Annotated in this window: 24 protein-coding genes; 1 reads left to right on the top strand and 23 read right to left on the bottom strand. The window is 60.1% G+C overall.

What is annotated here, in order from left to right; genetic code table 11:
- Positions 1 to 70: 70 nt before the first annotated feature.
- The 17 genes from AC2T9U_RS03365 to AC2T9U_RS03285 form a co-directional block, all read right to left on the bottom strand.
- Positions 71 to 1,078, bottom strand: coding sequence for a polyprenyl synthetase family protein (locus AC2T9U_RS03365; protein ID WP_115030955.1), 1,008 nt, complete (start codon positions 1,076 to 1,078; stop codon positions 71 to 73).
- Positions 1,075 to 2,646, bottom strand: coding sequence for an NADH-quinone oxidoreductase subunit NuoN (gene nuoN / locus AC2T9U_RS03360; RefSeq protein ID WP_243888738.1), 1,572 nt, complete (start codon positions 2,644 to 2,646; stop codon positions 1,075 to 1,077). The genes AC2T9U_RS03365 and nuoN overlap by 4 nt, the downstream gene beginning before the upstream one ends.
- Positions 2,646 to 4,169: an NADH-quinone oxidoreductase subunit M gene (locus tag AC2T9U_RS03355; protein WP_115030957.1), complete on the bottom strand. Its 1,524-nt coding sequence runs from the start codon at positions 4,167 to 4,169 to the stop codon at positions 2,646 to 2,648. Before AC2T9U_RS03355 ends, nuoN begins: the two co-directional genes overlap by 1 nt.
- Positions 4,169 to 6,115: an NADH-quinone oxidoreductase subunit L gene (nuoL, locus tag AC2T9U_RS03350; RefSeq protein WP_424948695.1), complete on the bottom strand. Its 1,947-nt coding sequence runs from the start codon at positions 6,113 to 6,115 to the stop codon at positions 4,169 to 4,171. Before nuoL ends, AC2T9U_RS03355 begins: the two co-directional genes overlap by 1 nt.
- Positions 6,116 to 6,127: 12 nt before the next feature.
- Positions 6,128 to 6,427: an NADH-quinone oxidoreductase subunit NuoK gene (gene nuoK, locus AC2T9U_RS03345; RefSeq protein ID WP_028326591.1), complete on the bottom strand. Its 300-nt coding sequence runs from the start codon at positions 6,425 to 6,427 to the stop codon at positions 6,128 to 6,130.
- Positions 6,424 to 7,182, bottom strand: coding sequence for an NADH-quinone oxidoreductase subunit J (locus AC2T9U_RS03340; RefSeq protein WP_028326592.1), 759 nt, complete (start codon positions 7,180 to 7,182; stop codon positions 6,424 to 6,426). The genes nuoK and AC2T9U_RS03340 overlap by 4 nt, the downstream gene beginning before the upstream one ends.
- Positions 7,179 to 7,937: an NADH-quinone oxidoreductase subunit NuoI gene (gene nuoI, locus AC2T9U_RS03335; RefSeq protein ID WP_493696636.1), complete on the bottom strand. Its 759-nt coding sequence runs from the start codon at positions 7,935 to 7,937 to the stop codon at positions 7,179 to 7,181. Before nuoI ends, AC2T9U_RS03340 begins: the two co-directional genes overlap by 4 nt.
- 2 nt (positions 7,938 to 7,939) lie before the next feature.
- Positions 7,940 to 9,307 (bottom strand): NADH-quinone oxidoreductase subunit NuoH, encoded by a 1,368-nt coding sequence (nuoH, locus tag AC2T9U_RS03330; protein WP_115032710.1) that lies wholly within the window; start codon positions 9,305 to 9,307, stop codon positions 7,940 to 7,942.
- A gap of 5 nt (positions 9,308 to 9,312) precedes the next feature.
- Positions 9,313 to 11,799 (bottom strand): NADH-quinone oxidoreductase subunit G, encoded by a 2,487-nt coding sequence (locus AC2T9U_RS03325; RefSeq protein WP_493696635.1) that lies wholly within the window; start codon positions 11,797 to 11,799, stop codon positions 9,313 to 9,315.
- Positions 11,796 to 13,109 (bottom strand): NADH-quinone oxidoreductase subunit NuoF, encoded by a 1,314-nt coding sequence (gene nuoF, locus AC2T9U_RS03320; protein WP_208303716.1) that lies wholly within the window; start codon positions 13,107 to 13,109, stop codon positions 11,796 to 11,798. The genes AC2T9U_RS03325 and nuoF overlap by 4 nt, the downstream gene beginning before the upstream one ends.
- Positions 13,106 to 13,834 carry an NADH-quinone oxidoreductase subunit NuoE gene (nuoE, locus tag AC2T9U_RS03315; protein ID WP_493696634.1) on the bottom strand — a complete coding sequence of 243 codons (729 nt, stop codon included), beginning with the start codon at positions 13,832 to 13,834 and terminating at the stop codon, positions 13,106 to 13,108. The genes nuoF and nuoE overlap by 4 nt, the downstream gene beginning before the upstream one ends.
- Positions 13,831 to 15,204, bottom strand: coding sequence for an NADH-quinone oxidoreductase subunit D (locus AC2T9U_RS03310; protein WP_115030965.1), 1,374 nt, complete (start codon positions 15,202 to 15,204; stop codon positions 13,831 to 13,833). Before AC2T9U_RS03310 ends, nuoE begins: the two co-directional genes overlap by 4 nt.
- Positions 15,204 to 15,941, bottom strand: a complete 738-nt coding sequence (locus AC2T9U_RS03305; RefSeq protein ID WP_115030967.1) for an NADH-quinone oxidoreductase subunit C — start codon at positions 15,939 to 15,941, stop codon at positions 15,204 to 15,206. The genes AC2T9U_RS03310 and AC2T9U_RS03305 overlap by 1 nt, the downstream gene beginning before the upstream one ends.
- Positions 15,938 to 16,513: an NADH-quinone oxidoreductase subunit B gene (locus tag AC2T9U_RS03300; RefSeq protein ID WP_034400681.1), complete on the bottom strand. Its 576-nt coding sequence runs from the start codon at positions 16,511 to 16,513 to the stop codon at positions 15,938 to 15,940. Before AC2T9U_RS03300 ends, AC2T9U_RS03305 begins: the two co-directional genes overlap by 4 nt.
- A gap of 19 nt (positions 16,514 to 16,532) precedes the next feature.
- The gene (locus tag AC2T9U_RS03295) at positions 16,533 to 16,892 is read right to left on the bottom strand and encodes an NADH-quinone oxidoreductase subunit A (RefSeq protein WP_115030969.1); all 360 of its coding nucleotides are present in this window, start codon (positions 16,890 to 16,892) and stop codon (positions 16,533 to 16,535) included.
- Positions 16,893 to 17,078: 186 nt separating this feature from the next.
- A complete protein-coding gene (locus AC2T9U_RS03290; protein WP_208303718.1) occupies positions 17,079 to 18,389 on the bottom strand; it encodes a geranylgeranyl reductase family protein in 1,311 nt (436 codons plus the stop codon).
- Positions 18,390 to 18,492: 103 nt separating this feature from the next.
- Positions 18,493 to 19,185 carry a demethylmenaquinone methyltransferase gene (locus tag AC2T9U_RS03285; RefSeq protein ID WP_115030972.1) on the bottom strand — a complete coding sequence of 231 codons (693 nt, stop codon included), beginning with the start codon at positions 19,183 to 19,185 and terminating at the stop codon, positions 18,493 to 18,495.
- A gap of 196 nt (positions 19,186 to 19,381) precedes the next feature.
- Here AC2T9U_RS03285 and AC2T9U_RS03280 point away from each other — a divergent pair, with 196 nt between their 5' ends.
- Positions 19,382 to 20,674: an isochorismate synthase gene (locus AC2T9U_RS03280; protein ID WP_493696633.1), complete on the top strand. Its 1,293-nt coding sequence runs from the start codon at positions 19,382 to 19,384 to the stop codon at positions 20,672 to 20,674.
- Here the strand turns inward: AC2T9U_RS03280 and menD are convergent.
- From menD to tsaE, 6 genes are all read right to left on the bottom strand, one after another.
- Positions 20,671 to 22,422 (bottom strand): 2-succinyl-5-enolpyruvyl-6-hydroxy-3-cyclohexene-1-carboxylic-acid synthase, encoded by a 1,752-nt coding sequence (gene menD / locus AC2T9U_RS03275; protein ID WP_493696632.1) that lies wholly within the window; start codon positions 22,420 to 22,422, stop codon positions 20,671 to 20,673. The genes AC2T9U_RS03280 and menD overlap by 4 nt on opposite strands.
- Entirely contained in the window at positions 22,419 to 23,924 is a 1,506-nt protein-coding gene (locus tag AC2T9U_RS03270; RefSeq protein ID WP_493696631.1) for a glycoside hydrolase family 3 protein, read from the bottom strand. Before AC2T9U_RS03270 ends, menD begins: the two co-directional genes overlap by 4 nt.
- A 158-nt stretch (positions 23,925 to 24,082) precedes the next feature.
- Entirely contained in the window at positions 24,083 to 25,135 is a 1,053-nt protein-coding gene (gene tsaD / locus AC2T9U_RS03265) for a tRNA (adenosine(37)-N6)-threonylcarbamoyltransferase complex transferase subunit TsaD (RefSeq protein WP_493696630.1), read from the bottom strand.
- A complete protein-coding gene (locus tag AC2T9U_RS03260) occupies positions 25,132 to 25,623 on the bottom strand; it encodes a GNAT family N-acetyltransferase (protein ID WP_115030982.1) in 492 nt (163 codons plus the stop codon). Before AC2T9U_RS03260 ends, tsaD begins: the two co-directional genes overlap by 4 nt.
- A complete protein-coding gene (tsaB, locus tag AC2T9U_RS03255) occupies positions 25,620 to 26,348 on the bottom strand; it encodes a tRNA (adenosine(37)-N6)-threonylcarbamoyltransferase complex dimerization subunit type 1 TsaB (protein WP_493696629.1) in 729 nt (242 codons plus the stop codon). The genes AC2T9U_RS03260 and tsaB overlap by 4 nt, the downstream gene beginning before the upstream one ends.
- A 14-nt stretch (positions 26,349 to 26,362) precedes the next feature.
- Positions 26,363 to 26,866, bottom strand: coding sequence for a tRNA (adenosine(37)-N6)-threonylcarbamoyltransferase complex ATPase subunit type 1 TsaE (tsaE, locus tag AC2T9U_RS03250; RefSeq protein WP_493696628.1), 504 nt, complete (start codon positions 26,864 to 26,866; stop codon positions 26,363 to 26,365).
- Positions 26,867 to 26,932: the final 66 nt, after the last annotated feature.

Raw genomic sequence — 26,932 nt, 5'->3', positions numbered from 1 at the left:
ATGCTGCCTCTCAAACAGAGAAACACCTGCTCAAGAGACAGCCCAGAAGCATCAGCAATAACTAGCCAAGTCACCCCACACGCGCTACAGAACTTGAAGCCAACGCACAAAGTGCTTGCACCACACGACTATTACCTAATGGCGACAGTAACTCAGAAGCTTCCTGCGCGACACGCCGTGTGATCTCCCGTGCCTCATCCAACAAAGGATGAACACGCAGCAATCCCAACGCCTCAGCCAACAGCGCATCATCACTCAAATCTGAATCCAACAGCTCAATAAGCCGCGCATCTTCAGCAGCACCACGACGACGGACAAGGATCGTAACCAGCGTATCCACCCCCTCACGCAGATCAGTACCAGGAGTTTTACCCGACTCTTCAGCATCCGAAGCAATATCGAGTAGGTCATCAGCAAGCTGGAAAGCCATCCCAACTTTCTCACCGTATTGCCGCATGATTTCCACGGTTTCCGGATCAGCGCCACCAAACATCGCCCCATAAAGCGCTGCCGTAGCAATCAAAGAACCCGTCTTATCCGCAAGCACTCCCATGTAATGCTCCAACGGATCAGCACCACCAGGCTCCTGCTGCGTATCCCGGATCTGCCCCGAACACAAACGGATAAACGTCTCCGCTTGGATCTTCACTGCTTCAGGCCCCAGCTCAGCGACAATCGCCGAAGCCTTACCGAACAACAAATCACCAACAAGAATCGAAACCGTGTTACCAAACGCAACATTCGAACTCATCACACCACGACGAACCTCCGCCTCGTCCATCACATCGTCGTGATACAACGACGCCAGATGCGTCAGCTCTACCGCCGCCGCAGCAGCAACCACGTCATCTCCAGCAACTTCCTCGCCACCGAGATACGAAGCAAGAACCGTCAACATAGGCCGAAACCGTTTGCCACCAGCCTCAAAAAGGTGCGACGCCGCCCGGGAGATAAACTGCTCTTCCGAACGCACCTGCGCTGCAATGAACTTTTCGACCCTGCCCACGTCTTGCAATACGTGTTCAGACAGTTCCGCATCCACATCAAGACGGCCGAAACCGGCCTGCGGCGCGCTCATCGGATGAAAATCGATGCGCTTTCCAGCAGGCTCAAAGCCGGGCTGGGCATCACACCGAGAACAATAGTGACGAGCAATCCAAGAGCGATCGAAGCCTGCGTCAACGCCGAAGGCGCAACAACACTGACCTCATCGTTAGCGTCATCGGCGAAAAACATCAAGATGACAAATCGGAAATAAACGAACGCAGTGACAGCACTACACAACACACCGATGACCGCCAAGGTCACCCCTGGCGCACCTGCAGCACCAATAGCCGCACCAAAGGCAGCAACCTTGGCAGTAAACCCAGAAGTCAGCGGAATACCTGCAAAAGACAACAACACAAACCCCATGCTCCCAGCAATCACAGGATGTTTGCGTCCCAAGCCAGCCCACTGAGACAAATCGGTAGCTTCCACGCCACGCACACGAACCAGCATGACCAACCCAAACGCGGAAATCGTAGTAAAGGCATACGCGGCGAGATAGAACATCACACCAACCACACCACGCACATCAAAGGCCAACAGACCAACCAGAATGAACCCGGCATGCGCCACCGACGAATAAGCCAGCATGCGTTTGATGTCCGACTGAGTGATCGTCAAGATCGTGCCGATCACCATCGTCAATCCTGCAACCACCCACATCACGGCTTGGAAGTTCCACCGTGCGCCCTCGAAAGCGACATACACAACGCGCATAAGCGCACCAAAAGCTGCCACCTTCACTACTGCGGACATGAAAGCCGTCACCGCAGTAGGAGCTCCCTGGTAAACATCTGCGGTCCACCACTGGAACGGCGCCGCGCCCACCTTGAACAACATGCCGCTCAACACGAGCAGAATGCCGATAACAAGAAGTGGCCCCTTACCTGCCACAGATCCCATCGCCAGTGCGATCGTGCCCAAGTTCAGGCTCCCGGCATAACCGAACAACAGCGCACTACCAAACAAGAAGAACGCCGAAGCAAAAGACCCCAACAGGAAATACTTCAAGCTTGCTTCCTGCGAAAGCAAACGACGACGACGCCCCATCGAGACCAAGACGTACAGCGGCAAAGAAAACATCTCCAGCCCCACGAACAACGTGAGCAGATCACCAGCTGCGACAAAAAGCATCATCCCAGCGACGCAGAAACAAGCAAGTGGGTAGAGCTCCGTGGAAGAGCCCTCCCGAGCAGCAAGTGCTTCCTGCGGCGACCCAGGAACTGAAGAGCCTGCCTCGGTAAACGCATCTGCGGTACGCCCAGAAAAACGCTCCGCCGCAAGAACAAGCGCAAGCAAAGACGTCACCGCAATAACTAGCTGAAGTAGCCAGCCAGGGCCGTCAATCACCAAACTGCCAGCAATCGTGGGCCCCGTCATGATCGGTCGCCCGATCACAAGAAGCACGATCGCGAACAGTAACGAAGCGACCATCAAACTTGTTTGAGCAGTGTGACGGCTAGACCGGTTCATGAACGCCTCAAACAAGAGGCCAATAAAACCAGCGAGAACGATCACCGCTACCGGCATGATCGCGGCCGGATTGAAATCTGCGGCGGAGACCGTCGAGACGGCTGTGGGCATGCTCAAGAACGGCATCAGCGGTCACTCCCGATCGATGGTGCAGTAGTCGACGAGGTTGCAACACCTACAACCGACATGGTTTGGGTGACCGAAGGGTTAACAACGTCGAGAGCCACCTTGGGATAGAACCCCAGCAGCAAGAAAGCGACGATGATCGGCGCAACAACCCATTTCTCACGGACAGTGAGATCAGGGACATTTGCACGGTCGGTCGGCCGTGCGCCGGTAAAGATTCGCTGATAGGTGATGAGCACATACACCGCTGCAAGAATCAACGCCGTCGCTGCAATAACAGCAGCAATCGGGCTAGTGGCGTACGAGCCAACCAAAACCATGTACTCAGAAACGAACGATCCAAGACCAGGCAAGGCCAGCGTGCTCAGCCCAGAGATAAGGAATGCTCCTGCCAAGACAGGCGTGACCCGCTGCCACCCCCCATATGCGTCTCGGTATTTGCTCCCACCTCGACTGATCAGCATTCCTGCGACCAAGAACAGCCCCGCGGTGGAGAAGCCGTGGTTAACCATGTAGAGCACCGACCCGCTACCGGCGACCGGGGTGAAAGCGAAAATGCCCAAGATGATGAAACCGAAGTGGCTGATAGAGGTGTACGCAATAAACCGCATGATGTCGTTCGACCCAATGGCCAAAACAGCCCCATACAGAATCGATATAACCGCCAGCGCGATGACGTAAGGGGCTGCTTGTTTAGAAGCCTCAGGGAACATCTGCAGACAGAAACGAATCATTCCGAATGTGCCGACCTTGTCAAGAACACCAACGAGCAGCACCGCGGTAGCAGGGCGAGATTCGGTGGAGGCTTCCGGTAGCCAGGTGTGAACCGGCCACATAGGAGCTTTGATCGCAAAAGCGATGAAGAAGCCACAGAACAGCAGCATTTCGATGCCAGGATCCAGCTTCAAACCAGTCAAAGAAGAGACCAAGAAAGCAGTATCTCCGCCGGGGCCCAGCGGGAACAGCGCCAGCACCGCAACAAGCATGACCAGTCCGCCGGTCAATGAGAACAGCAAGAACTTCATTGCAGCTGCGCGGCGGCCAGGCCCACCGTAAGAACCGATGAGGAAGAACACCGGGATCAGCATGACTTCGAAAAACACGTAGAACAGCACCACATCGGTTGCTGCGAAGACGCCGACGATCATCGCCTCAAGGAACAGCATCCAGGCGAAGTAGCGATTCTGGCGTGTGCCGCCTTCGGGAACGTCGTCCCAGGCGGCGAGGATGCACACGGGGACGAGGATGGCTCCCATAACGATGAGTGCCAGAGCCATACCGTCAACGCCGAGTGCGTAGCTAATACCCCACTGTGGGATCCACGGGTGGAGTTCGGTGAGCTGGAACTGTTCAGGCGAGCTCGGGTTGAACTGCAGAGCAGCACCAACAGAAACCGTCAGTGTCACAAGAGAAACACCAAGAGCGACGATCCGGCCGGAGGGTGCGCGGCCCATGAAGGCTACGGCCAGAGCGCCGACGAGTGGGATTAATCCCAGCGTCGTCAACCAAGGAAAGGTCGTCATCAGAGCACCACCAACACAGCAGCGAGGATTGCGACGACGCCGGAAAGCATCATCAGGGCATAAGAGCGGGCGTAACCGTTCTGGAGTCGAGCGACAACGCCGGAGAGTCCAGCAAGGCCAGCGCCGATCCCGTTGGCGCCACCGGAAATGACAATCTCGTCTGTTCCGGTAGCGCCTTTGACGACTGCGTTACCAGGACCAACAAGCACGAGATCGTTCACGGAGTCTTGATAGAAGTCATTGCTGGCGATCTTGATCAGTAGGTTGCCTTCAGGTGCAGTGACCGGAACATCCTTCTTTGCGTAGTCACGCCATGCCAAGAAGACCCCCACAGCCACACAGACCAAAGTGATCCCGGTAATCACTGGAACAGGAAGGACCGGGTGGTGTTCAGCACCGTGAGCACCAACAACTGGCTCGAGCCAGTGCGGGAAACCGAAGAAAGTCAACGCCCCACCCAGGAAGACCGACCCGATAGCGAGAATCACCATGGGCACCGTCATCGTGGCTGGAGATTCGTGCGGGTGGTCATCTTTGAGCCAGCGTTTACGGCCATGGAATGTCATGAAAAACAGACGTGACATGTAAAACGCGGTAAGTCCGGCAACAAGTACCACGAGTGGGCCGATGATCCAGGGGCGGATACCTTCGCCGATGAATGCAGCTTCGATGATCTTGTCCTTGGACCAGTATCCCGACAGCAGCGGGAATCCAATGATGGCTAGCCAACCGCAGAGAAAAGTAATCCACGTGGTGCGCATCTGTCCGGCAAGTTCGCCGAAGGTGCGCATGTCGACGCGGTCGGACATGCCATGCATGACCGACCCAGCGCCCAGGAACATCCCGGCCTTAAAGAAGCCGTGGGTAATCAGATGGAAGATAGCGAAGCTGTACCCGATAGGGCCCAGACCCGCAGCAAGCATCATGTAACCGATCTGGCTCATGGTGGAAGCAGCGAGGGCTTTTTTGATGTCGTCTTTCGCGCACCCGATGATCGCCCCCATGGTGAGGGTGATCGCGCCCACGGCAATAACGAAAGTCTGTGCGGTGGGTGCGGAGTTAAAGATTGGGTGGCTTCGGACGATGAGGTAAACGCCGGCAGTGACCATCGTGGCGGCGTGGATGAGCGCCGAGACGGGGGTCGGGCCTGCCATAGCGTCACCGAGCCAGCTTTGTAGAGGGAACTGGGCCGACTTAGCGCAGGCACCTAGCAGCAGGAACAAGCCGATAGCGGTCAAGGTGCCTTCATTGGCTTTTTCCACTCCGGTGAAAACAGTGGCGAAGTCAAGGTTGCCGAAGGTGGTGAGGATGATCATCATCGCGATCACCATGCCCACGTCACCGAACCTGTTGGCGATGAAAGCTTTGTTCGCAGCGGAGGCGTAGGGCGGGTTCCAGTTCCAGAAGCCGATGAGCAAGTAAGAGGCCAGTCCTACTCCTTCCCAACCGAGGAACATGAGGGTGTAGGAGTTCGCCAACACGAGCGTAAGCATTGCCGCGACGAACAGGTTGAGGAAGGCGAAGAACTTACGTTTGTCGGGATCGTGGGCCATGTACCCAAGTGAGTAAATGTGGATGAGCGATCCGACGAAGGTGATGAGCAGTACAAAGGAAATCGATAGCTGATCCACAAGCAGCCCCGCATTGAGCGAGAAGGTGCCAGCTGAGATCCAGTTCCACAGGTCTACTGAGACGGCTCGTTGTTCAGCAGGACGCCCGAGCATGTCGACTAGTAGGGCCGCTCCCAGCAGGAAGCTCGCCCAGGACAGCGCGGTTGCCAGGAGCGGGCCGAAGGAGTTGGTTGCCTTGCCGCCGATGAGTAGCAAAGCAGCGCCAAGGGCGGGCAGCGCAACCAGGAGCCAAGCCCAGCCGGTGAGGCCCGCTTGAGCGGGCGTCACCGCCGTGGTGACTGCCGGTGCGATCGATATCGCAGTGTGGGATAGCACGCCGTTCGCTCCTTACAGCTTCAGCAAATTGGCGTCATCGACCGAAGCCGAACGACGGGAACGGAACATTGTCATGATGATGGCCAGCCCAACCACGACCTCCGCGGCGGCGACAGCCATGACGATCAGGGCAATGGTTTGGCCTTGGGAGGAGCCGACGCTTCGCCCGAAGGTGACAAAAGCCAAGTTCGCGGCCACCAGCATGAGTTCAATCCCCATGAACGCGATGAGTGCGTTGCGGCGGGTGAGAACGGTGACGGCGCCGATGGCGAACAAGATGCCCGCTAGGACGATGTAGTTGGTGAGGCTCATCGTTCGCTTCCTTCCTCGATCTCGTTCCCAGTGGTTTTTGCTGCCTCGACAAAACCGTCAGGGGTATTTGTCTGGCGGCGGGCACGCAACACGCGAGATACAGACAGTTCGCTGGGTGTGCCGTCAGGCAACAACGCTGGGGTGTCGGCGGCGTTGTGCCGGGCATACACACCAGGTGCAGGGAGCCCAGCGACGTAGTGGTTGTCCTTGACTCGTTGAGCCATGAGGTCGCGTTGGTGGCGTTTGGGGACGAGGCGTTCGCGGTGGGAAAGGGTTAGAGCAGCAACACCGGCGATGGTCAAAAGCACACCGACCATCTCGAAAGCCAGCAGGTGGGTGCCGAACAGTTCGAACGCTAGGGTGGTCACTCCGCCCAGGTCGCCGGTTGGTTCGGCCATGGGCAAAGCGGTTCCCGCGATGGGGCCGCAGATGAGCACTGCGAGGGCGATGCCTAGCCCCAGGGCGATCCAGCGGTGGCCGCGCAGCGTTTCGGTCAGGGTTTCGGAGGCATCAACACCAACGATCATGATGACGAAGATGAACAGCATCATCACGGCACCGGTGTACACGAACACCTGCACCATGCCGAGGAAGTCGGCGCGTTGGGCGAGGAAGAGCACGCCCATGAGGATCATGGTGAACGCCATAGAGAGGGCGGCGTAGACCGCTCTCTTAGAGAAGATCAGCCCTAGTGCGCTGATAACCATGAGCGGTGCCACGATCCAGAAAAGGACTGCTTCGCCGACGCTGGTCATGCCCGTCCCTCCTTGAAGTGGGCCAGGGGCCGGGTGACGGACTCAGCGGTGCGGCGGGGAGTGAAATCTCCGCGCTGTTCGCGTAGCTCGTGCACAGCCTCGGCGTTCTCCTCAACCCAACGCTGTTGTCCGGGAGTTGCTTGGGTGACGCGGCCGCGGAAGTAGTCGCGTTCTTCCATGCCTTCAGCCATGGGGTGCGGCGCTGTGAGCATGCCTTCTTGCAAAGGTGCGAGGAGGTCTTGTTTTTCGTAGATGAGGTCTTCGCGGTTGCTGTCAGCGAGCTCGTAATAGGTCGTCATGGTCAACGCGCGGGTGGGGCAAGCCTCGATGCACAGTCCGCACAGGATGCAGCGAAGATAGTTGATTTGGTAAGTGCGGCCGTAACGCTCTCCTGGTGAGAACCGTCCGGTGCCACCTTCTTCCAAGGGGGTGTCATCGTTATCCGCACCCTCGACGAAAATCGCGTCTGCGGGACAGGCCCAAGCGCACAGTTCACAGCCGACGCATTTCTCGAGTCCGTCAGGGTGACGGTTGAGCTGATGACGGCCGTGCCACCGAGGCGGCATCGTGTTTTTCACTTCGGGGTACTCCACGGTGTCCCGTTTGTGGAACATCGTTTTGAAGGAGACGCCGAAGCCAGCTACGGGTGCGAACAGGTCAGCAAGGAGACTTTTTCTTTCCTGCTCGTCTCGTTCGGGGCCCCGGTATGGGGCGACGTCGCCTGATCCGCGGGGGGCGGGGGTGCTGTCGGCCACGGTCATGCCTCCTGTCGAGGATTGTCGGAGGGTGTTTCAGTGCCGCGGGTGCCAGCGGTGAGGCTGGGGTCCGGGGTGCTGGTACGAGCGGGTTCGCGTAGTCGCTGTCCAGGCAGCGGCGGGACGGGGTATCCACCAGCGAAGGGGTCGATCTCAGCCGGTGGGGTTTGGCGTTGGGTTTGTTCGGCTCGTCTGACGTCCCACATCCAGGCAGCGCCTAGTGCCAACACCGCAACGGCCGCTACCACCACTGTGGTGGCGAGCATGGTGTTCTCGCCGAGGAAGTTGCGCTGGGCAGCGCGCAAGAACGCCACTGCAAGGACCCACAGGATGGTGGCAGGGATAAGGATCTTCCACCCGAAGGTCATGAATTGGTCATACCGGACGCGGGGCAGGGAACCACGCAGCCAGAAGAAGTAGAAGATGAAGAGCCAAATTTTGATGGTGAACCAGAGCACTCCCCACCAGCCGGTGTTGAAGTAGCCGTCACCAATCGCAGCGATTCCAGGAGGTGCCGCTGGCCCGCCGAGGAACAAGGTAGTGGCCAGGCCTGCGGCAGTGAACATGTTGACGTACTCGCCCAGGAAGAACATCCCGAATCCCATGCCGGCGTATTCGGTGTGGTAGCCACCGACGAGTTCACCTTCACCTTCAGCAAGGTCGAAGGGAAGACGGTTCGTTTCGCCAACCATCGTGATCGAGTACACGACGAACGAGAAGATCGCCGGGATGATGAACCAGACGTTCTGCTGCGCCGCCACGATGGATGAGGTCGACATTGACCCTGCGTAGAGGAACACGGCAATGAGAGACAATCCCATCGCGATCTCGTAGGAGACGACCTGGGCTGTGGAGCGGATACCACCCAGCAGGGGGTATGGGGAGCCAGAGCTCCACCCCGCTAGCACGAATGCGTAGGCGGAGATGCCTGCAGCGGCCAGGACAAGCAGAGAGGAAACCGCCGAGTCGGTCAGTTGTAGCGGTGTGGTGAATCCGAAGACCTCGACAGTGCCACCAATCGGGATCACGGAGAACGCGATGAAGCAGCAGGATCCGGCGATGATGGGGGCGAGGTAGTAGGTCTTTTTGTCGGCGGCTGCGGGAACGATGGTTTCTTTCCACACAAGTTTGAAACCGTCGGCGAGGGTTTGCAGCACTCCCAGCGGCCCGAACCTATTGGGGCCGGGGCGTTGCTGCATGAAACCCAGAACACGTCGCTCGGCCCAGATCACAACGACAACTTGCAGCAACAAGTAGACGAAGATCATCAAAGCTTTGATGAACGACATCCACAAGGGGGTGTCGCTGAAGTCAGCCACGGGCTGTTCGAGCGCGTGCAGCGCACCGGCCTGGAGCGCGAGACCGGGCATGGAGGTCATGCCACACCTTCCTTTCCGGCTGTGGCCGGTGTGGGCTCAACGGATTTGGGTTCGCCGGCGGCCAGGTGGACTACGTCTCCTGCGCTGGCGCCGAGCATGGTGTGGACTTGGGATCCGCCAGAGTTAGCGGGAACCCAGACCACGTTGTCGACCATGTCAGTGACGATGAGAGGTAGTTCGATGGAGCCGGTGTCGGTGGAGATTGTGATGTAGTCGCCGTCAGTGACTCCGATGGTGCTGGCGGTTCCTGCCGATAGTCGGGCGACGGTGTCGCGCGCGGTGTCGGCGAGGAAAGGATCGCCGTCCTGCATACGACCAAGGTCAAGCAGTTGTCGCCAGGTCGCGAGGATGGCGTCGCCAGCAGGGATGCGGTTCAGGCCGATGGGTGCCACAGCGGGGAATGGTGCGCGGGGTCCGCTCCACGGGTCGAACTCAGCTAGCTCGTTGCGGACCAGCTCGAGAGTAGCAGTGCCGATTTCGTGGCCCATTTCGGTGGCGAGCATGTCTAGTACCCGGTGGTCTGCCATGTGTCGGCTGCTCAGGGATGCCTGTGTTTGACGCGGGCGTCCTTCCCAGTTGACGAAGGTGCCGTTGCGTTCTGCGATAGCCGAGACAGGGAAAACCACGTCAGCAAGGTCGGTGACGTCGCTGCGGCGGATCTCCAGCGAGACGACGAAGGCACGTTCCATGGCGGTACGAGCCACATCGGCCTCTGGCAGATCAGCGAGCTCGACCCCACCAACAAGTAGAGCGTCAAGTTCACCGTGAGCGGCAGCGCGGAGAATCTCTGCGGTTGAGCGTCCAGGATTGGTTGGCAGTTTCGTGATCTGCCAAACGTTCTGAACAAAGGAGCGGGCGATGTTCTCCAAGATGGGGCGGCCACCTGGAAGCACAGAACCCAACGCTCCAGCTTCGAGTGCGCTGCGTTCTCCGGCACGGCGTGGAATCCAGGCCAGGCGGGCTCCGGTCTTGTCGGCGAAAGCACGCACTGTCGATAGCGCGCCGGTCACGCCTGCGAGGCGTTCACCGACAAGGATGATCGCATCCTCGCTCATAATATCGGCGTATTTACCCAGTTCAGGGTGCCCGGTGCGCATCGCCTCAATTACCTCAGCCTCAGTGCCGGGGGCTGCCTCGATGAGTGTGCCGAACATCTTTTCAAGGCCGCGTGAAGCGAAAGGCGCGATCGAGTAGACCTTGAGGCCTTTCTTGCGGGCCGCTTTACGCAGTCGCAGGAAAACCATGGGGCATTCGTCTTCTGGTTCAAGACCAACCAGCAGCACTGAGGTGGCTTTTTCCAGGTCGGTGTAGGTGACGGCACCTTCGGCTGGGCCGCGACCGGCGATGCTGGAAGCTAGGAAATTGCTTTCCTCCTCGCAGGTCTGCCTGGCCCGGAAGTCGATGTCATTGGTGCCAGCCACCACTCGCGCGAATTTCCCGTATGCGTAGGCATCTTCACGGGTGAGGCGACCACCGGGCAGGATCCCAGCGCCACTGCGTCCAAGCGCAGCAGACAACCCATCGGCTGCCACAGCCAGCGCTTCAGGCCAGCTCGCTTCACGCAACTGTCCAGAAGCATCACGAACCAGTGGGTAGTCGATGCGGTCTGAAGCAGCGCCATACTGGAATGCCCAGCGTCCCTTGTCGCAGTTCCATTCCTCATTGACCGCCGGATCATTTGCTGCCATGCGACGCAACACCACACCTCGGCGGTGGTCGGTGCGCTGCGCACAGCCAGCTGCGCAGTGCTCACATGTGCTCGGCGTAGACACCAGGTCAAACGGCCGTGACCGGAACCGGTACATGGCACCTGTCAAAGCACCTACCGGGCAGATCTGCACCGTGTTGCCGGAGAAGTACGACTGGAACGGCTGTTCCTGAAAGATACCGATCTGTTGCTGCGCGCCTCGCTCAACCAGAGCGATGAACGGGTCACCGGCGATCTGGTCAGAAAAACGCGTACAGCGTTGGCACAGCACGCACCGTTCTCGGTCCAGCAGCACCTGTGCAGAGATGCCGACGGGTTTGGAGTAGGTGCGTTTGATGTCGGTGAACCGGGAAACAGGCCGTCCGGTAGACATTGCTTGGTTCTGCAGCGGGCACTCCCCGCCCTTATCACAGACTGGGCAATCCAGCGGGTGGTTGATGAGCAGGAACTCCATCACACCTTCCTGCGCTTTTTTGGCTACAGGGGAGGTCTGCTGGGTTTGGACTTCCATGCCCTCCATCACCGTCATGGTGCAGGCGGCTTGGGGTTTAGGCATTTTGCGGACTTCGCCATCGCGGCCTGGCATGGCCACGTCAACGAGGCACTGACGGCAGGCACCGGCAGGGTCAAGCAGTGGGTGGTCGCAGAACCGTGGGATCTCAATCCCGACTTGTTCGGCTGCACGAATAATCAGGGACCCCTTGGGGACGCTCACCTCGACGCCGTCAATTGTCACAGTGACGTTCTCGACGCCTGCAGTGTTCTGGGCTGTCATGAGGACATGCCCTCCTTCACGAACAGAACGGATCGCTGCGGCGGGAATGAGACGTCAACCGGGGTGGTCATGGCCATCTCGAACTCGTCGCGGAAGTGTTTGATGCCGGACAGAACCGGTGTGGCGGCAGCGTCGCCGAGAGCGCAGAAAGAACGGCCAGCGATGTTGCTCGCGATGTCTTCGAGCTTTTCGATGTCGCCGGGCTGCCCTTGTCCTTTCTCCAGGCGCGTCATGATCTGTTGCAGCCAGTACGTGCCTTCACGGCAGGGGGTGCATTTGCCGCATGACTCGTGGGCGTAAAAATCGATCCAACGGGAGACCGCTTTGACTACCGAAACAGTCTCGTCGAATACCTGCAATGCACGGGTACCCAGCATGGATCCGGCGGCCGAGACCTGTTCATAATCCAGCGGCACGTCGAGGTGCTCGGGAGTGAACAGTGGTGTCGAGGAACCACCAGGAGTCCAGAACTTCAGCTCGTGACCGGCACGGACCCCACCTGCCATGGTGAGTAGTTCCCGCATGGTGATGCCATACGGTGCTTCGAACTGACCTGGCCTGGTGACGTGGCCAGAGAGGCTGAAGATGCCAACACCTTTGCTTTTCTCTGTACCGAACTTGGCGAACCAGTCCGCTCCATGCAGGAAAATCGGCGCCACTTGGCTGATGGTCTCCACGTTGTTGACCACGGTGGGGCGGCTGTACAAACCAGCAACAGCAGGGAACGGGGGCTTGAGACGGGGTTGTCCGCGGCGCCCTTCCAAGGAATCCAACAGCGCTGTTTCTTCACCACAGATGTAAGCACCGGCACCGGCGTGCACAGTGATGTCGAGGTCGAAACCGCTGCCCATGATGTTTTTGCCCAGCAGCCCGGCTGTGTATGCCTCTTGCACAGCATTCATCAGGCGCCGGTAAACGTGCACGACCTCGCCGCGCAAGTAGATAAACGCGTGGTGGCAGTTAATGGCGTAAGAGGTGATTGCCATACCTTCCACGAGCACGTGGGGGGTGGCCATCATGAGCGGCACGTCTTTACAAGTACCTGGCTCGGACTCGTCCGCATTGACCACGAGGTAGCGGGGGCCGCCGTCATCCGGAGGCAGGAATCCCCATTTCATACCTGTGGGGAACCCCGCTCCCCCACGGCCACGTAGACCGGAATCTTTCGCCTGTTGAACGAGGTCTTCACGGCTAAGCGCGAGGGCTTTACGCAGCCCCTCATATCCCTCATGTCGCTGGTATGTTTCCAGCGTCCACGACTGTGGTTCGTCCCAGTACCGCGAGAGGACGGGGGTGAGTTGTGTACTCATGCCTGTCCTTCCTTAGAGCTGGTTGTGTCTGCCCAGCCGTGTTCCTTGGCGTATTTCAGGCCGCGTAGCGAGTTCTCTCCGGCGCCGACTCCTTCATCAGCACGCCCATCTGGGAATCCTGCCAAAACGCGGGACACTTCTTTGAAGGAACACACCTTTGCGGCGCCGCGAGTGGGGCGGATTTCTTTACCGGCGCGCATGTCATCAACCATGGCCACGGCCGATTCGGGCGTTTGTGCGTCCATGAACTCCCAGTTCGCCATCACCACGGGGGCGTAGTCGCAGGCCGCGTTGCATTCGACTCGTTCAAGAGTGATGCGTCCATCTTCGGTGGTTTCGTCGTGGCCGATGCCCAAATGCTCAGAAACGCGATCGAAGATGGCGTCTCCGCCCATCACAGCGCATAGCGTGTTGGTGCAGACACCGACGGTGTATTCGCCGTTGGGGTGGCGTTTGTACTGTGAGTAGAAGGTGGCCACGCCGCTGACTTCGGCGGGGGTGAGTTCGGTCATCTCGGCCGCGAACCGGATTCCCTCGGGTGAAACATATCCGTCGACGCTTTGCACCAGGTGCAGCAGCGGCAGGAGCGCGGATCGTTTACTCGGGTAACGGCCAAGGATTTGCGCTGCATCGGCGCGCAGCCCAGCGAGGGTGTCCTCGCTCCAGCTTACGTCGTCCGTTGCAGGTTGGGTGCCGTAGTTCGGCTGGTCCCAGTTTTTACTCATCGGTCCACTCCTCCCAGCACCGGGTCAATGGAGGCCAGCGCCACAACGGCGTCCGCCAGGTATCCGCCCTCGATCATCACCGCGGCGGCTTGCAGGTTGTGGAAGGCCGGGTCTCGGAAGTGAGCCCGGTAGGGGCGGGTTCCTCCGTCGGAGGCCAGGTAGGCGCCGAGTTCGCCCTTGGGAGACTCGACGGGCCGGTAGGCCTGACCTGCGGGCACCCGGAACCCTTCGGTGACGATCTTGAAGTGGTGAATGAGCGACTCCATCGATTCGCCCATGATTTCGCGGATGTGTTCCAGGCTGTTGCCTTGCCCGTCAGTGCCAACAGACAGTTGTGCAGGCCACGCGATTTTTTTATCGGCGATCATGACTGGCTGGCCTTCGGTGGCGCGTAGCCGGTCGATGCATTGGCGCAGAATCTTGATGGATTCTTTGATTTCGTTCAGTCGTACGCGCAGTCGACCGTATGCGTCAGCGGTGTCCCATACGCAGATGTCGAAGTCGTAGTTCTCGTAACCGCAGTACGGGTCAGCGCGGCGCAGGTCCAGGGGGTATCCAGCCGAGCGCAGGATGGGGCCAGTGACGCCCAATGCCATACATCCGGCTAGGTCGAGAACGCCGACGTTTTCGTAACGCCCCTTGAGGATGGGGTTTTCCAGGGTGAGGTCTTCGAGCTCTTTCTCTGCGCGGATCAGCTCTGGCAGTTCGCGTTCAAGGAGAGCCTGCCAGTTGCTGGGGAGGTCTTGAGCCACACCACCGGGACGGATGTAGCCGTTGTTCATACGCAGACCAGTGATGGCTTCGATGACGCGCAGGCATGCTTCACGGCCACGGAAACCAATTTCCATGACCGTTGTGGCACCCAGCTCTAGCCCACCGGTGGCCACAGCAACAAAGTGTGAACTGATCCGGGTGAGTTCCATCATCATCACGCGGATGTCGCTGGCGCGGGTGGTGATTTGGTCTTCGATCCCCAGAAGCCGCTCAGTGCCCAGGCAATATGTCGTCTCCTGGAACAACGGGGTCAGATAGTCCATGCGGGTGCATAGCGTCACGCCCTGTGTCCAGGTGCGGAACTCCATTGTTTTTTCGATACCGGTGTGCAGGTATCCGATCCCAACGCGGGCTTCGGTGACTGTTTCGCCATCAAGTTCGAGGATCAGGCGCAGCACGCCGTGAGTCGAGGGATGCTGCGGGCCCATGTTGACAACGATGCGTTCGTCGCTGTGTTCCATGGCCTCTTGGGTGAGCTGGTCCCAGTCACCCCCGACTGCGTTGATGAGGTAACCGTCAGCGTTATCGGACGCTGCACCTGAAGCGCGCACATCACCGTGCATGACGTCAGCGTTTTCACTCGTGTTGGTGGTCATCAGTTGTACGACCTCCGCTGGTCTGGGGGTGGTGTGGTTGCGCCTTTGTACTCGACAGGGATTCCGCCCAGCGGGTAGTCCTTCCGCTGGGGGTGGCCTGGCCAGTCGTCGGGCATAAGGATGCGGGTCAAAGCCGGGTGACCATCGAAGATGATCCCGAAGAAGTCCCAGGTTTCGCGCTCGTGCCAGGTGTTGGCGGGGTACACCTCGACGATGGAGGGAATGTGGGGGTCGTTGTCGGGGCAGGTCACTTCAACCCGGATGCGGCGGCATCCATGCGTGATGGATGTGAAGTGAGTGACGGTGTGCAATTCACGTCCCGTCTCTTGCGGGAAGTGGACACCGTTGACTCCACCGCACAGTTCAAACCGCAGCTCGGGAAAGTCACGTAGTTGCCGGGCCACGGCGAGCAGGTGCTCGCGGCGCACCATCACGGTCATTTCGCCGCGGTCGATCACAACCGCTTCGATTGCTTCCTCATACGAGGGTCCACCTGCTTGACGCAGTGCCTCAGCGAGCGCGTCGGCGACAGTGTCGAACCAGCCGCCGTATGGCCGAGGTGAGGGGCCGGGGAACAGTTTCGGTGTGATGAGGCCGCCGTACCCGGAGGTGTCACCGGTGCTGGCGTGGAACATGCCCTGCCGTTGGCCTCGCTTGACGGGGCCGTATTGGTCTTCGGTGCGGGTGGGGAGGTTTTCCTCGTCGGTGAGAGCACCGTGGGGGGTGTTCTCCGTCATGCCAACAGCCCCTTACGTTCGGATAGTGGTGTGGCTGCCATTGCTTCTTCTTCGATACGGCGAGCCAGTTCGCGTTTAGTCGCTGGGGAGAAGTGCGGGGTGCGCAGGCTCTGCGCGTGCAGTTTGAGGATCGCGTCGAAGAGCATCTCGGGTCGAGGTGGGCATCCTGGTAGGTAGATGTCGACCGGGACGATGTGGTCCACGCCTTGCACGATCGCGTAGTTGTTGAACATGCCCCCGGAGCTGGCGCACACACCCATGGAGATGCACCATTTCGGCTCGGGCATCTGGTCCCATACCTGGCGGACGATAGGCGCGAATTTTTGGCTCACGCGACCAGCGACGATCATCACGTCAGCCTGTCGTGGTGTGGCGCCGAAGCGCTCCATCCCGTAGCGAGCGATGTCGTAGTCCGGGGCGCCAGCCATCATCATTTCGATAGCGCAACAAGCTAAACCGAACGTGGCAGGCCACATTGAGTGCTTCAGCAGGAAGCCACCGATTTGGTCCAGCTTGCCGATCTGTACGCCCGCAGGCAGCTTCGAATCGGCCCATGCCCGGTAGGGCGTCATTCCATCAGTTTTAGCCATATCAGTCCCACTCCAGTCCGCCGCGGCGCCAGATGAATACGTAGGTGATGAGAATCGATGCCACGAAAACCACGATCTCGATGAGGGCGAACAGCCCTAACTGGTCAAAGGCGACCACGAACGGGAACATGAACAGCACCTCGACGTCGAAGATGATGAACAGCATCGCCGTTGTGTAGAACTTCACCGGCACACGCCCACCCTGCTCTGCGTGCGGTGACGGTTGAATACCGCATTCGTATGACTGCAGTTTTGCTGCGTTGTACCGCTTGGGTCCTAAAAGCTGGAACCCAAACACGGAAAAAGCCGCGAACGCGATACCGAGGAAAAAGAAGAACAGGATCGGCACATAAGGGTTCATGGCGTGCCATCCCCTCTCTGATCATGGTGGGGCGAGTGTTTTCAACGGCGGGACCCGTACCAGTGGGTGACGCCTCAAGGGCTGGAAGGCCGTCGCTGGGACCCGTCCTCATGCTCCATGGGTGCGGGAGCTTGGGCGGATGACGGCAGGCGGCATCACCCTTATCTTAGAGATTCACAAGGATTTTCATGCCGAAGGCGTCAATCGCGTCAAAGCTTCAATGACACGGTCTGTACGTACACCCCCGTGAGGTTCACGAATATTGGCCATGACCTTCAACAAGATCTTCATCAAGGAGGTTCGCGGCAGCCCATATTTGATACCGAAACGCATCACTTCGGGGTGTCCGATCAGGGCAGCGAAGTATGTTCCGAGCATGAACTGCCCTCCCAGATGAGCTTTCATCCGGTCAGGGTAAGTAGAGAGCACCCGGTTACGTTGCTCAGCAGTAGAACGCGCGATAGCTTGCGCAACTATTTCCGCAGCCATGCGACCAGACTCCATCGCATAGTCAATTCCTTCACCGTTAAAGGGGCTCACCATCCCACCGGCATCACCGATAAGCAGCAGACCGTTCTCATACAACGGCGACCGGTTGAACGCCATCGGTAACGCCGCGCCTCGCACCGGAGTCGTCATCGTCTCAGGAGTGAACTCCCATTCGGCAGGCATGCTGGCCACCCAGCGCTGCATCACATCTTTGTAGTCGACTTTCCCGAACGCTGGGGAAGAATCCAACATCCCCAACCCCACGTTCGCGGTTCCGTCTCCCAAGGGAAAAATCCACCCATACCCCGGCAACAAAATGTCCCGGCTACGCGGGTTGTCGCGGTTTTCTTTCACCTTCAGCTCAACCCACGACTCCATGTAGTCGTCATCATGGCGAGGAGTGCGGAAGTACGTACGCACCGCCACCCCCATCGGCCGGTCGTCACGACGCTCACGCCCCACCGAAATCGCCAACCGGCTGCTGTTGCCATCAGCAGCGATCACAACCGGCGCCCGGAACACCACCCGCTCCCGCGTGGCCCGGCCCGACTCATCCATCAGCTTGGCCTCAACACCCACCACCGTGCGCCCATCAGCGCCAAGCACCGGGCCAGTCACGTTATGCCGTTCTAGAAGACGCGCACCTCGCCCCACAGCGTGGCGAGCCAGCATCTCATCAAAATTCATGCGCGCCCGCGTCAACCCATACGAAGGAAAAGAGGGCACATCATCAGGCCAATCCAGCTCCAACCGATGCCCACCACCAATAATCCGCAACCCGCGGTTACGAATCCACCCATCCTCAAGCCGCGTCGGCACACCCAAATCGATGAGCTGACGCACCGCCCTAGGGGTCAGCCCATCACCGCAGATCTTGTCCCGAGGAAAAGCTGCCTTCTCCAGCAGAACTACATCTAGCCCCGCCGAGGCCAAATACGCTGCCGCAGTCGAACCCCCTGGGCCCGCCCCGACAACGATGACATCAACATTTTCACCGGCCGTACTCACTGCTCCCACCCGGGTGAGACTAGCGGCTCGCTGTACAGGCAACCGAATTGCGGCACATACACGTGAGCACCATTACACGATCTGTATAACAGCCACGCAGACATCAACGCTTCACCCCGCGATGCACCGCCACAATCCCACCAGTGAGGTTCCTCCAACGCACGTCTTTCCACCCAGCCGAGGTAATCCGCGAAGCCAACGCACTCTGAGCAGGCCACGACATGATCGACTCACTCAGATACATGTACGACTCCGCATCCGAGCTCACCCGCGCTGCAACCGCCGGCAATCCCTTACCCAAATACCACTTGTACAGCTCACGGAACCCAGGAACCACCGGCTGCGAAAACTCCGCAATCACCAACACCCCACCAGGACGCGTCACCCGCAAAAACTCCCGCAACGCCGCATCTGGATCCACCACATTCCGAATGCCATACGAAATAGTCACCGCATCAAAACTCTCATCCGCGAACGGCAACGCCATCGCATCAGCAGCGGTGAACGACAAATCCGGACGACGACGACGCCCCTGCTGCAACATCCCCATCGAGAAATCCGCCGGAACAACATCCACCCCAGCATCAGCCAAAATCGCGCTACTCGTACCCGTCCCCGCCGCGATATCCAACACCCGATCGCCCGGACGAGCATCGAGAACCTTCATCACCGAACGCCGCCACAAGGTCTCCATCCCACCAGTCATGAACGTGTTCGTAATGTCATACCGCGGCGCGACATCATCGAACATCTTCGCCACATCGGCAGGTTTCTTATCCAAGTTCGCGCGAGCCATACCCCCATCCTCCCACCTGAAACACCCCGCACAGGACGAAATCACTCAGCAACACAACTGCCCCACCCCCATAAACGCTTCACCTGCCAAAACCCCACCCCAACAGCACACCTATTGCCAACAAATTCCACAAACCCAACCAATAAACGACAAACCGCTCGACGCCATGACCACCCCAAACGTAAGCTCACCCCATGTGACGCACACCGTGAACCAAGCGCCCACCCCACGCCTCTACGCAACCACCACTGCCCTACCCCCCACTGACGGGCCCACACACCTGCACAACGCCCTACGCGACGCCGACCCACGCACTACCCTCGCCTGGGTCCGCGACGGAAACGGACTCATCGCCCACGGACGCGCCACAACCATCACCACCCACGGCCACAGCCGCTTCACCGACGCCAACACCTGGTGGCAAACCATCACCAACAACGCCACCATCGACAACGACATCCAAGCCCCCGGAACCGGACTCATCGCCTTCGGTAGCTTCGCCTACTCCCCTCACTCCCCCCACGGCGCCACCCTCATCGTCCCCGAACACATCACCGGAACCCACAACGGCATCTCCTGGCACACCACCATCACCACCACCCCAACCACACCAACACCACCGCCCCCCGCACCACCCATCACCGAACCAGGCCCAGCCACCTACACCCCCGGAACCCTCACCGAAACCACCTGGACCGACCGCGTCACCCAAGCCATCGACGCCATCATCAACGGCCAACTCGACAAAGTCGTCCTCGCCCGCGACGAACACATCAGCACCCCCCACCCCATCGACCCCCGATGGCTACTCACCCAACTCACCAACAGCTACCCCCACACCTGGGTCTTCGCCATCGACGGCCTCATCGGCGCCACACCCGAAATGCTCATCCGCCTACATAACAACACCGCCACAAGCCGCATCCTGGCCGGAACCATCCGACGCACCGGCAACACCACCACCGACACCAACCTCGCCAGCACCCTCACCCACTCCCCCAAAGACCTCCACGAACACGCCTACGCCGTCACCTCAGTCACCGACGTGCTCCAACCCCACTGCCACACCCTCTCTGTCCCCGAAACCCCCTTCGTTTTGGACCTACCCAACGTCATGCACCTAGCCACCGACGTCACCGGACACACCAACACAAACATCAACGTCCTAGAGCTAGCCGAACAACTCCACCCCTCCGCCGCCGTCTGCGGAACCCCCCGCACCACCGCCGACAACCTCATCAACACCCTCGAAGGCATGGACCGAGGCCGCTACGCCGGCCCCATCGGCTGGATCGACTCCCACGGAGACGGCGAATTCGGCATCGCTCTACGCTGCGGTCACCTCGACCAAACCCACACCAATATGCGCATCTTCGCTGGCTGCGGCATCGTCGACGCCTCCGACCCCACCGCAGAACTCAACGAATCCCACGCCAAACTCCTCCCCATGAAAAACGCCTTCACCTCACCCCAAAACACCCACCCCTAAACCGAAAACATCTGCTCCACAGCCACATCCGCAGCACTAACCAACGCCTCACGGTCCACCCGTGCCCTCATAGCCGGCACCACTATTTCCACAACAGTGAACCCACACGGCACCTGAGCGGCTACCTCAACCAACTCCCCCGGGGTACTCGCACGCACAAACCGAGCACCATGCGCCCTAGCCAACGCCTCCACCGACGTACCGGTAGGCGTAGCAAACAACCGCACAAACCCTTGCGGATCTTCACCCCGCACATCCGAAGATCCGTACTCCAACGTGTCAAAAATCGCGCCACCATCGTCATTAACTACCAGCACCGTCAAATCCGGACGCCGCTCCAACGGCCCCACCGACAAACCAGCGCTGTCATGCACAAACGTCAAATCTCCCACCAGCGCAAACGTAGCCCGATCATCAGCCAACGCCATCCCCGCAGCCGTCGAGACACACCCATCAATCCCTGCCAAACCACGACTAGCAACCGTCTCCACGTCACCCCTACCCGACCCCACAAAAGCCACATCACGCACAGTCGAAGACGAACCACAAAACAACCGAGCTCCCCGAGGCAACGCACCCAATACACACGCCGCAACAGCAGGACCACTAGGCCACGTACCCGGAACCACCTGCTCAACAGCACCCGAAACCGCCACCCCAGCCTCACGCCAACGCCGCCCAAAATCATGCGCCGCCGCCACAAAATCCTCCGACAACACCGGTGACATCAACGACAACGCACCCACCGATTGCACCGAACTCACCACATGAGAAGGATCAGGCCACACCGGATCAGCCGAAACCGCCACCGCACACCCCGACCGACGCACCAACGCACCCACCGCACGCGACAACGTCAAACGCCCCACCACAACCACCCGATCAGGCACATTCTCCGCTACCGCAGCAAACCCCGTCTCAGCAACCAACGGCCCGTGCGGCACCACCACACCCTCAGCACCCTGACCAAACGGCCCAGCCAACACCGGATGCCCACGCAACGCAGCCCACTGAAAAGCCCGCTGACGCACATCGCCAGAAACATCCCCCACCACCACAAGCGTCCGCGCCACCTCCGGCAACCCATCCCCACCAACCAACGACGCTGGCTCACACACCGTCCACGCCACCCCACCCGGACGCCCCTGTAGCTCCTCCGGCAACCCATCGCCTACCAACGGACGCACACCAGCCTCCGGCGCCAACGGATCACGCAAAGAAACATTCACATGCACCGGCCCCGGCACACCACCCACAGCACCCATCGCCGCCGCAACCGTGCGATCCATGCATGTACGCCAATACGGCATCGGTGAAGCGCCCTGCACCGGTGCCTCCAAATCCAACGCAAGCCGCACCGACCCACCAAAAATCCCTGGCTGATGCGTCGTCTGATTCGCCCTCGTCGGACGTAACTCATGAGGACGATCCGCCGTCACCACAACCAACGGCACCCGCGCCTCATGCGCCTCCAATACCGCCGGGTGCAAATTCGCCACCGCTGTACCCGAGGTCGTCACCACCACCGCAGGCACCCCCGTGGCCTTACCTAAACCCAAAGCACAAAACGCCGCCGAACGCTCATCAGTGCGCACATGCAGCTCCAACAGCCCAGCGCGCTCAGCATCAAGAGCCGCATACGCCAACGGAGCTGACCGCGACCCCGGAGACAACACCACATGCCGCACCCCAGCCCGCACTAACTCATCAACCAAAACCACCGCGAAAAACTGTGCGACCGTTGTCATTGCGAAGCTCCACAACCAGCACCCACCGCGTGGGTCCCTACAGCAACCGGTAAACGCCCCGCCGCTGGCTTATGCCCCACCAGCACCTCAACCAACGCCCGCATTACTGCCGGAGTCCGACCAAAAGTCGCCAAAGTCGCTCCCTGTTCCCGAGCAAGCGCATACGGCACATCCAATGCCACCGTCACCGCATCCGGAGTCGGCGGTGTCACTTTAGCCACCAAATGCGGCTTCTTCTCTTCCGCCGCTCGGTAAACCACCGAATCAATCAAACGCACCGCAGTCCCAGACCCCACAGCCAACCCGGCAGCCTTCGCGCTCTCAGCCAACAACGCACGATCGCCAGCAGTGCCCCCAGAGATCACAATGCCACCTTTGACCAGCGGAGCACCGCACTTACCACCGAGCTGCGTGATCGCCGCAGCCGCCGCAGCATCAGCCACATCTTTACCCGAACCAGGTTGCGTTGGCCCCTGGGTGGCACGCACTGGCGCATGACGCAGCGTCGCTACCATCCGAGCCGCCGCATCCACCAGGCGAGAGCGGTCTAACGCTCCGGATTCCACCGCCTTCACCAAACCTTCAACAGCTGCCTTGGGATCCGAGGGCATCAACAACACATCCGCCCCTGCCCATACCGAACGCACAGCGGCAGCGCCGGAATCAATACCGATCGCACCCATCTCCAACGCGTCAGTGACCACCAAGCCCCGGAACCCCAGCTCTTGGCGCAGCAATCCTGACAACACCGGGCGACTCATCGTGGAGGGCGTTGTGCCATCAACCGCATCCAGCACGATATGTGCAGTCATCACCCCTGGCACGCCAGCATCGACCAACTCCTGGAAAGGAAGAAAGTCCCGGTCGCGCAGCACTGACATCGGCATCCGTTGCCGCACTCGACCTTGATGCGTATCTGCTGGAACACTCCCATGACCAGGAAAGTGTTTCGCCACCGCAACTACGCCACCATCGGCATACCCCTGAGCTAAACCAGCCACGATCTCAGCAGCCAGCTTCGAGTCAGAAGAAGCAGAACGCACCCCGATAGTTGGATCCTGCTCACCTGAAGTCACATCAGCATCTGGTGCCAACACCACTGTGAACCCCAGACCAGCCAACTCTGTTGCCGACGAAACCCCCACACGCTGCGCCAATTTCGTGTCACGTGCAGCACCGAGCCCCATCACCGCCCCAAACCTCGTCAGTGGATCCCCCACCCGCGTGACTGGACCGCCTTCCTGATCAACGGCGATGAATGCAGGCCATTGGCGATCACTTTGCACGGCAGCACTAATGCGCTTGTTGGCTTCGGTGATGTTCTGCACCACTTTGGTTTTATCGGCCGGAGTGTGTTCAGCGAAATGCGCCATTCCGCCGTACCCCATTTCACGCACTAACCGAGCAGCCTCTACCGAGTCGTTTGGGCGCCTGGGCACCACGATCTGTGCAGCCAGGCGCCGCGTCGGCAACTTTTCGACATCGGTGCGTGCTTGGGCCATCTCTGCACTTGTGGGAAGACCAGATAGTTGTGACTTGCTTGAGTCGGGTTGCCCTGTGGTCACCGCTTCTTTCACTTCGCTGCTACCGGCCGCGCACGCTCCGCACATTCCCACGAGCACGGCAGCCGCGGCTGCGAGAACACGTCGCGGAGCCCGCATCAGACACGCACCTGTGGAACATCAATCGGCAGCGAGGAGTCACCTGGGATATCAAGGGTGCTGGGGGCTATGCCACGTTCGACCATCGCTGCGCCCAACGCGGCGATCATCACACCGTTATCGGTGCACAAGCGTGGGCGGGGCACGCGCAGCGAGATTCCTGCCTCGGCGCATCGTTGTTCAGCTAGTGCCCGCAGGCGGCTATTTGCTGCTGCTCCGCCACCGATGAGCAGGTGTTTGACGTCGTGTTCTTTGCAGGCCAGGACAGCTTTGCGGGTAAGAACATCGGTCACGGCTTCCTGGAAGCTGGCTGCGACGTCAGCGACCGGCACGCTCTCGCCAGCGGCCACTTTGGCCTCCACCCACCTGGCCACAGCTGTTTTCACTCCCGAGAAGGAGAAGTCGTAGCGGTGGCGCTGCATGTCCCGTCCGCTAGTGAGTCCTCGTGGGAAGGTGATTGCTGTGCCATCACCTTCTTGTGCGGCTTTGTCGACGTGGGGCCCACCGGGGAACCCAAGGCCGAGCAGACGCGCCACTTTGTCGAATGCTTCACCTGCGGCGTCGTCAACGGTTTGCCCGAGCTGGACGATGTCGCTTGTGATGTCTTTGACGTGCAGGATGTTGCTGTGTCCGCCTGAGACCAGCAGCGCGATCATCGGTTCGGGCAGGGGTCCGTGTTCGACGATGTCTACGGCCACATGGCCGGCCAGGTGGTTAACGCCATACAGCGGCTTGTTCACGGCAACAGCGAGGGCTTTGGCTGCTGCCAATCCGATAAGCATGGCGCCGGCCAGACCGGGGCCAGCAGTCACAGCGATGGCATCGAGGTCGCTCAGACATACGCCGGATTTTTCGCAGGCTCTGGCGATAGTGGGGGCCATTGCTTCCAGGTGGGCGCGGGCGGCGACTTCAGGTACAACACCGCCGTAGCGGGCATGCTGATCGACACTACTGGCGACCTCGTCGGCGAGTAGTTCTCCGCCACGCACGATCCCGACACCGGTCTCGTCGCAGGAGGTTTCGATTCCCAGAACTAGGGGTGCGCTGCTCATGCGGTCTCCTTCTGACCTGCCTTTTCAGGCGAGGTGGATAGGGAGCGGCGCATGATGAGGGCGTCTGCTCCCTTGTAATAGTTCGGTCGGGTGGAGATGGTCGTGAAATCCCATCGCGTGTAGAGGCCGATAGCGACGTCGTTGTCTGACCGGACTTCGAGGATCATGTGTGTGGCTGTGGTGGCGGTGGCGGTTTGCACCATCCAGGACATGAGTTGGGTGGCGATTCCGGTGCCTCGGGCGTGAGGGGCGGTGGTGATGGTCATGATGTCGGCAATGTCGCGGCCAAGGTCCAGCCCTGCGTATCCATAGATGAGGTCGGGGGCATCTTTAGGGGTGGCGATAGCGTAGGCGCGTTGTGGTCTGGCGGCGAGTTCGCCCCACCACGATGATTCCGACCAGGCGTCTTTGCCATACACCTGGCTTTCTAGCGCGGTGAGTTGGGGAATGTCTCGGTGGTGTACGGGGCGTAGAACGGTTGTGTTCACTCGCGGGGCTCGCTGGCAGTGGCGGGGACCAGAGGTGCGGTGGCGTTGGCTTTGGCGTCGGGGCGGCGCAGGTAGAGGGGGTGTGCGCGCTTGTGGGTGGGGAGGGTACCGGCGTCGTGGTGGGCGTAGGCGAGGTCGAGCAGGTCGCGTGCGTCGACGTCGAGTGGGCCGATGCTGTGGGGGAAGAAGTCGGGGAACAGGTGTGGTCCGCGTCCAACAGTGGGTAGGGCGCGGACGTGTTCGGGTAGGTCGGCGGGTTTGGTGACGGCGGGTTCGCTAGTGCGGGTGAGGCTGGTGGCCAGTGTTGGGTTTTCGTTGGTAGTACCGGCCCAGTGATAGGTCGCCCAGTAGACCTCTTTGCGGCGGGCGTCGGAGGCGACGAGGAAGTCGCTGTGGGCCTCTGGTGCACCGTGGCGGATGGCGGCGGCGGCGAGTGCGTCGAGGCTGCATAGGCCGATGTATTGGGCGTTGGTGGCCAAGGCGATGGTTTCGGCGGTGACTAGGCCGACGCGAAGTCCGGTGAAGGGGCCTGGGCCTTCACCGGCGATGACGTGGGTCAGATCGCTGGGGGTACGTCCTGCTTCGGTGAATAGTTCTGATATTTGGGGCGATAGCCATTCGGCGTGACCGCGACTGTCGGTTCTGGTGCGTAGGTATGTGTGCTCTCCGTCGCGGAGGGCGGCGGTGATCGCGGATGTGGAGGTGTCGATAGCCAGAGCAAGCACCTAACCAGGGTAGATCAGTCGGTGGATCGCTCGAAGATTTGGGTTGTTGTCCATCGGGTGCCGACGGGGTGGATGTGGATGGTGCGGGGGTCGAGATCGGCGTGTTCGGCGTAGGGGTCGGTGGCGCCGACGGCTCGGTTGAGTTCGATGATGAGGTAGTCCGAGGAGAGCCCTTCGGCGATGCCTGCTCCCCATTCGATGACGGTGACGGAGGTGTCCATGTCGGCGTCGAGGTCGAGGTCGTCGAGTTCGGCGTGGTCGCCCAGGCGGTAGGCGTCGACGTGGATGAGGTCGGGGCCGTTGGTGAGGCTAGGGTGGACTAGGGAGATGGCGTAGGTCGGTGAGGCGATGGGGCCGCGTACGCCTAGTCCTTCGCCGAGCCCTTGGGTGAAGGTTGTTTTTCCTGCGCCGAGTTCTCCAACGAGCAGAATGAGATCGCCGGGGCGTAGATGGGTGGCCAGTTCGCGGGCGAAGTTTCGGGTGTCTTCGGCGGTGGGCAGGGTGCGGGTGAGCTCCATGAGGCGTGGTCCTTCCGTGGTGGTGTGTTGGGTGCAGCCTATGCAGCTTGGTGTGGGTGTGTCGTT

The organism is Dermatophilus sp. B7861-1 (assembly GCF_058996045.1).
Note: the sequence above shows the minus strand (reverse complement) of the source record. Positions and strands in the feature narration are given on the sequence as shown.

Bases quoted from the DNA above. Each gene is read 5' to 3' on its own strand.
- AC2T9U_RS03365 (WP_115030955.1), bottom strand. From the start codon at position 1,078: ATGAGCGCGCCGCAGGCCGGTTTCGGCCGTCTTGATGTGGATGCGGAA.
- nuoN (WP_243888738.1), bottom strand. From the start codon at position 2,646: ATGCCGTTCTTGAGCATGCCCACAGCCGTCTCGACGGTCTCCGCCGCA.
- AC2T9U_RS03355 (WP_115030957.1), bottom strand. From the start codon at position 4,169: ATGACGACCTTTCCTTGGTTGACGACGCTGGGATTAATCCCACTCGTC.
- nuoK (WP_028326591.1), bottom strand. From the start codon at position 6,427: ATGAGCCTCACCAACTACATCGTCCTAGCGGGCATCTTGTTCGCCATC.
- AC2T9U_RS03340 (WP_028326592.1), bottom strand. From the start codon at position 7,182: ATGACCAGCGTCGGCGAAGCAGTCCTTTTCTGGATCGTGGCACCGCTC.
- nuoH (WP_115032710.1), bottom strand. From the start codon at position 9,307: ATGCCCGGTCTCGCGCTCCAGGCCGGTGCGCTGCACGCGCTCGAACAG.
- AC2T9U_RS03325 (WP_493696635.1), bottom strand. From the start codon at position 11,799: ATGACAGCCCAGAACACTGCAGGCGTCGAGAACGTCACTGTGACAATT.
- nuoF (WP_208303716.1), bottom strand. From the start codon at position 13,109: ATGAGTACACAACTCACCCCCGTCCTCTCGCGGTACTGGGACGAACCA.
- nuoE (WP_493696634.1), bottom strand. From the start codon at position 13,834: ATGAGTAAAAACTGGGACCAGCCGAACTACGGCACCCAACCTGCAACG.
- AC2T9U_RS03310 (WP_115030965.1), bottom strand. From the start codon at position 15,204: ATGACCACCAACACGAGTGAAAACGCTGACGTCATGCACGGTGATGTG.
- AC2T9U_RS03305 (WP_115030967.1), bottom strand. From the start codon at position 15,941: ATGACGGAGAACACCCCCCACGGTGCTCTCACCGACGAGGAAAACCTC.
- AC2T9U_RS03300 (WP_034400681.1), bottom strand. From the start codon at position 16,513: ATGACGCCCTACCGGGCATGGGCCGATTCGAAGCTGCCTGCGGGCGTA.
- AC2T9U_RS03295 (WP_115030969.1), bottom strand. From the start codon at position 16,892: ATGAACCCTTATGTGCCGATCCTGTTCTTCTTTTTCCTCGGTATCGCG.
- AC2T9U_RS03285 (WP_115030972.1), bottom strand. From the start codon at position 19,185: ATGGCTCGCGCGAACTTGGATAAGAAACCTGCCGATGTGGCGAAGATG.
- menD (WP_493696632.1), bottom strand. From the start codon at position 22,422: ATGACAACGGTCGCACAGTTTTTCGCGGTGGTTTTGGTTGATGAGTTA.
- AC2T9U_RS03270 (WP_493696631.1), bottom strand. From the start codon at position 23,924: ATGGCCCAAGCACGCACCGATGTCGAAAAGTTGCCGACGCGGCGCCTG.
- tsaD (WP_493696630.1), bottom strand. From the start codon at position 25,135: ATGAGCAGCGCACCCCTAGTTCTGGGAATCGAAACCTCCTGCGACGAG.
- tsaE (WP_493696628.1), bottom strand. From the start codon at position 26,866: ATGGAGCTCACCCGCACCCTGCCCACCGCCGAAGACACCCGAAACTTC.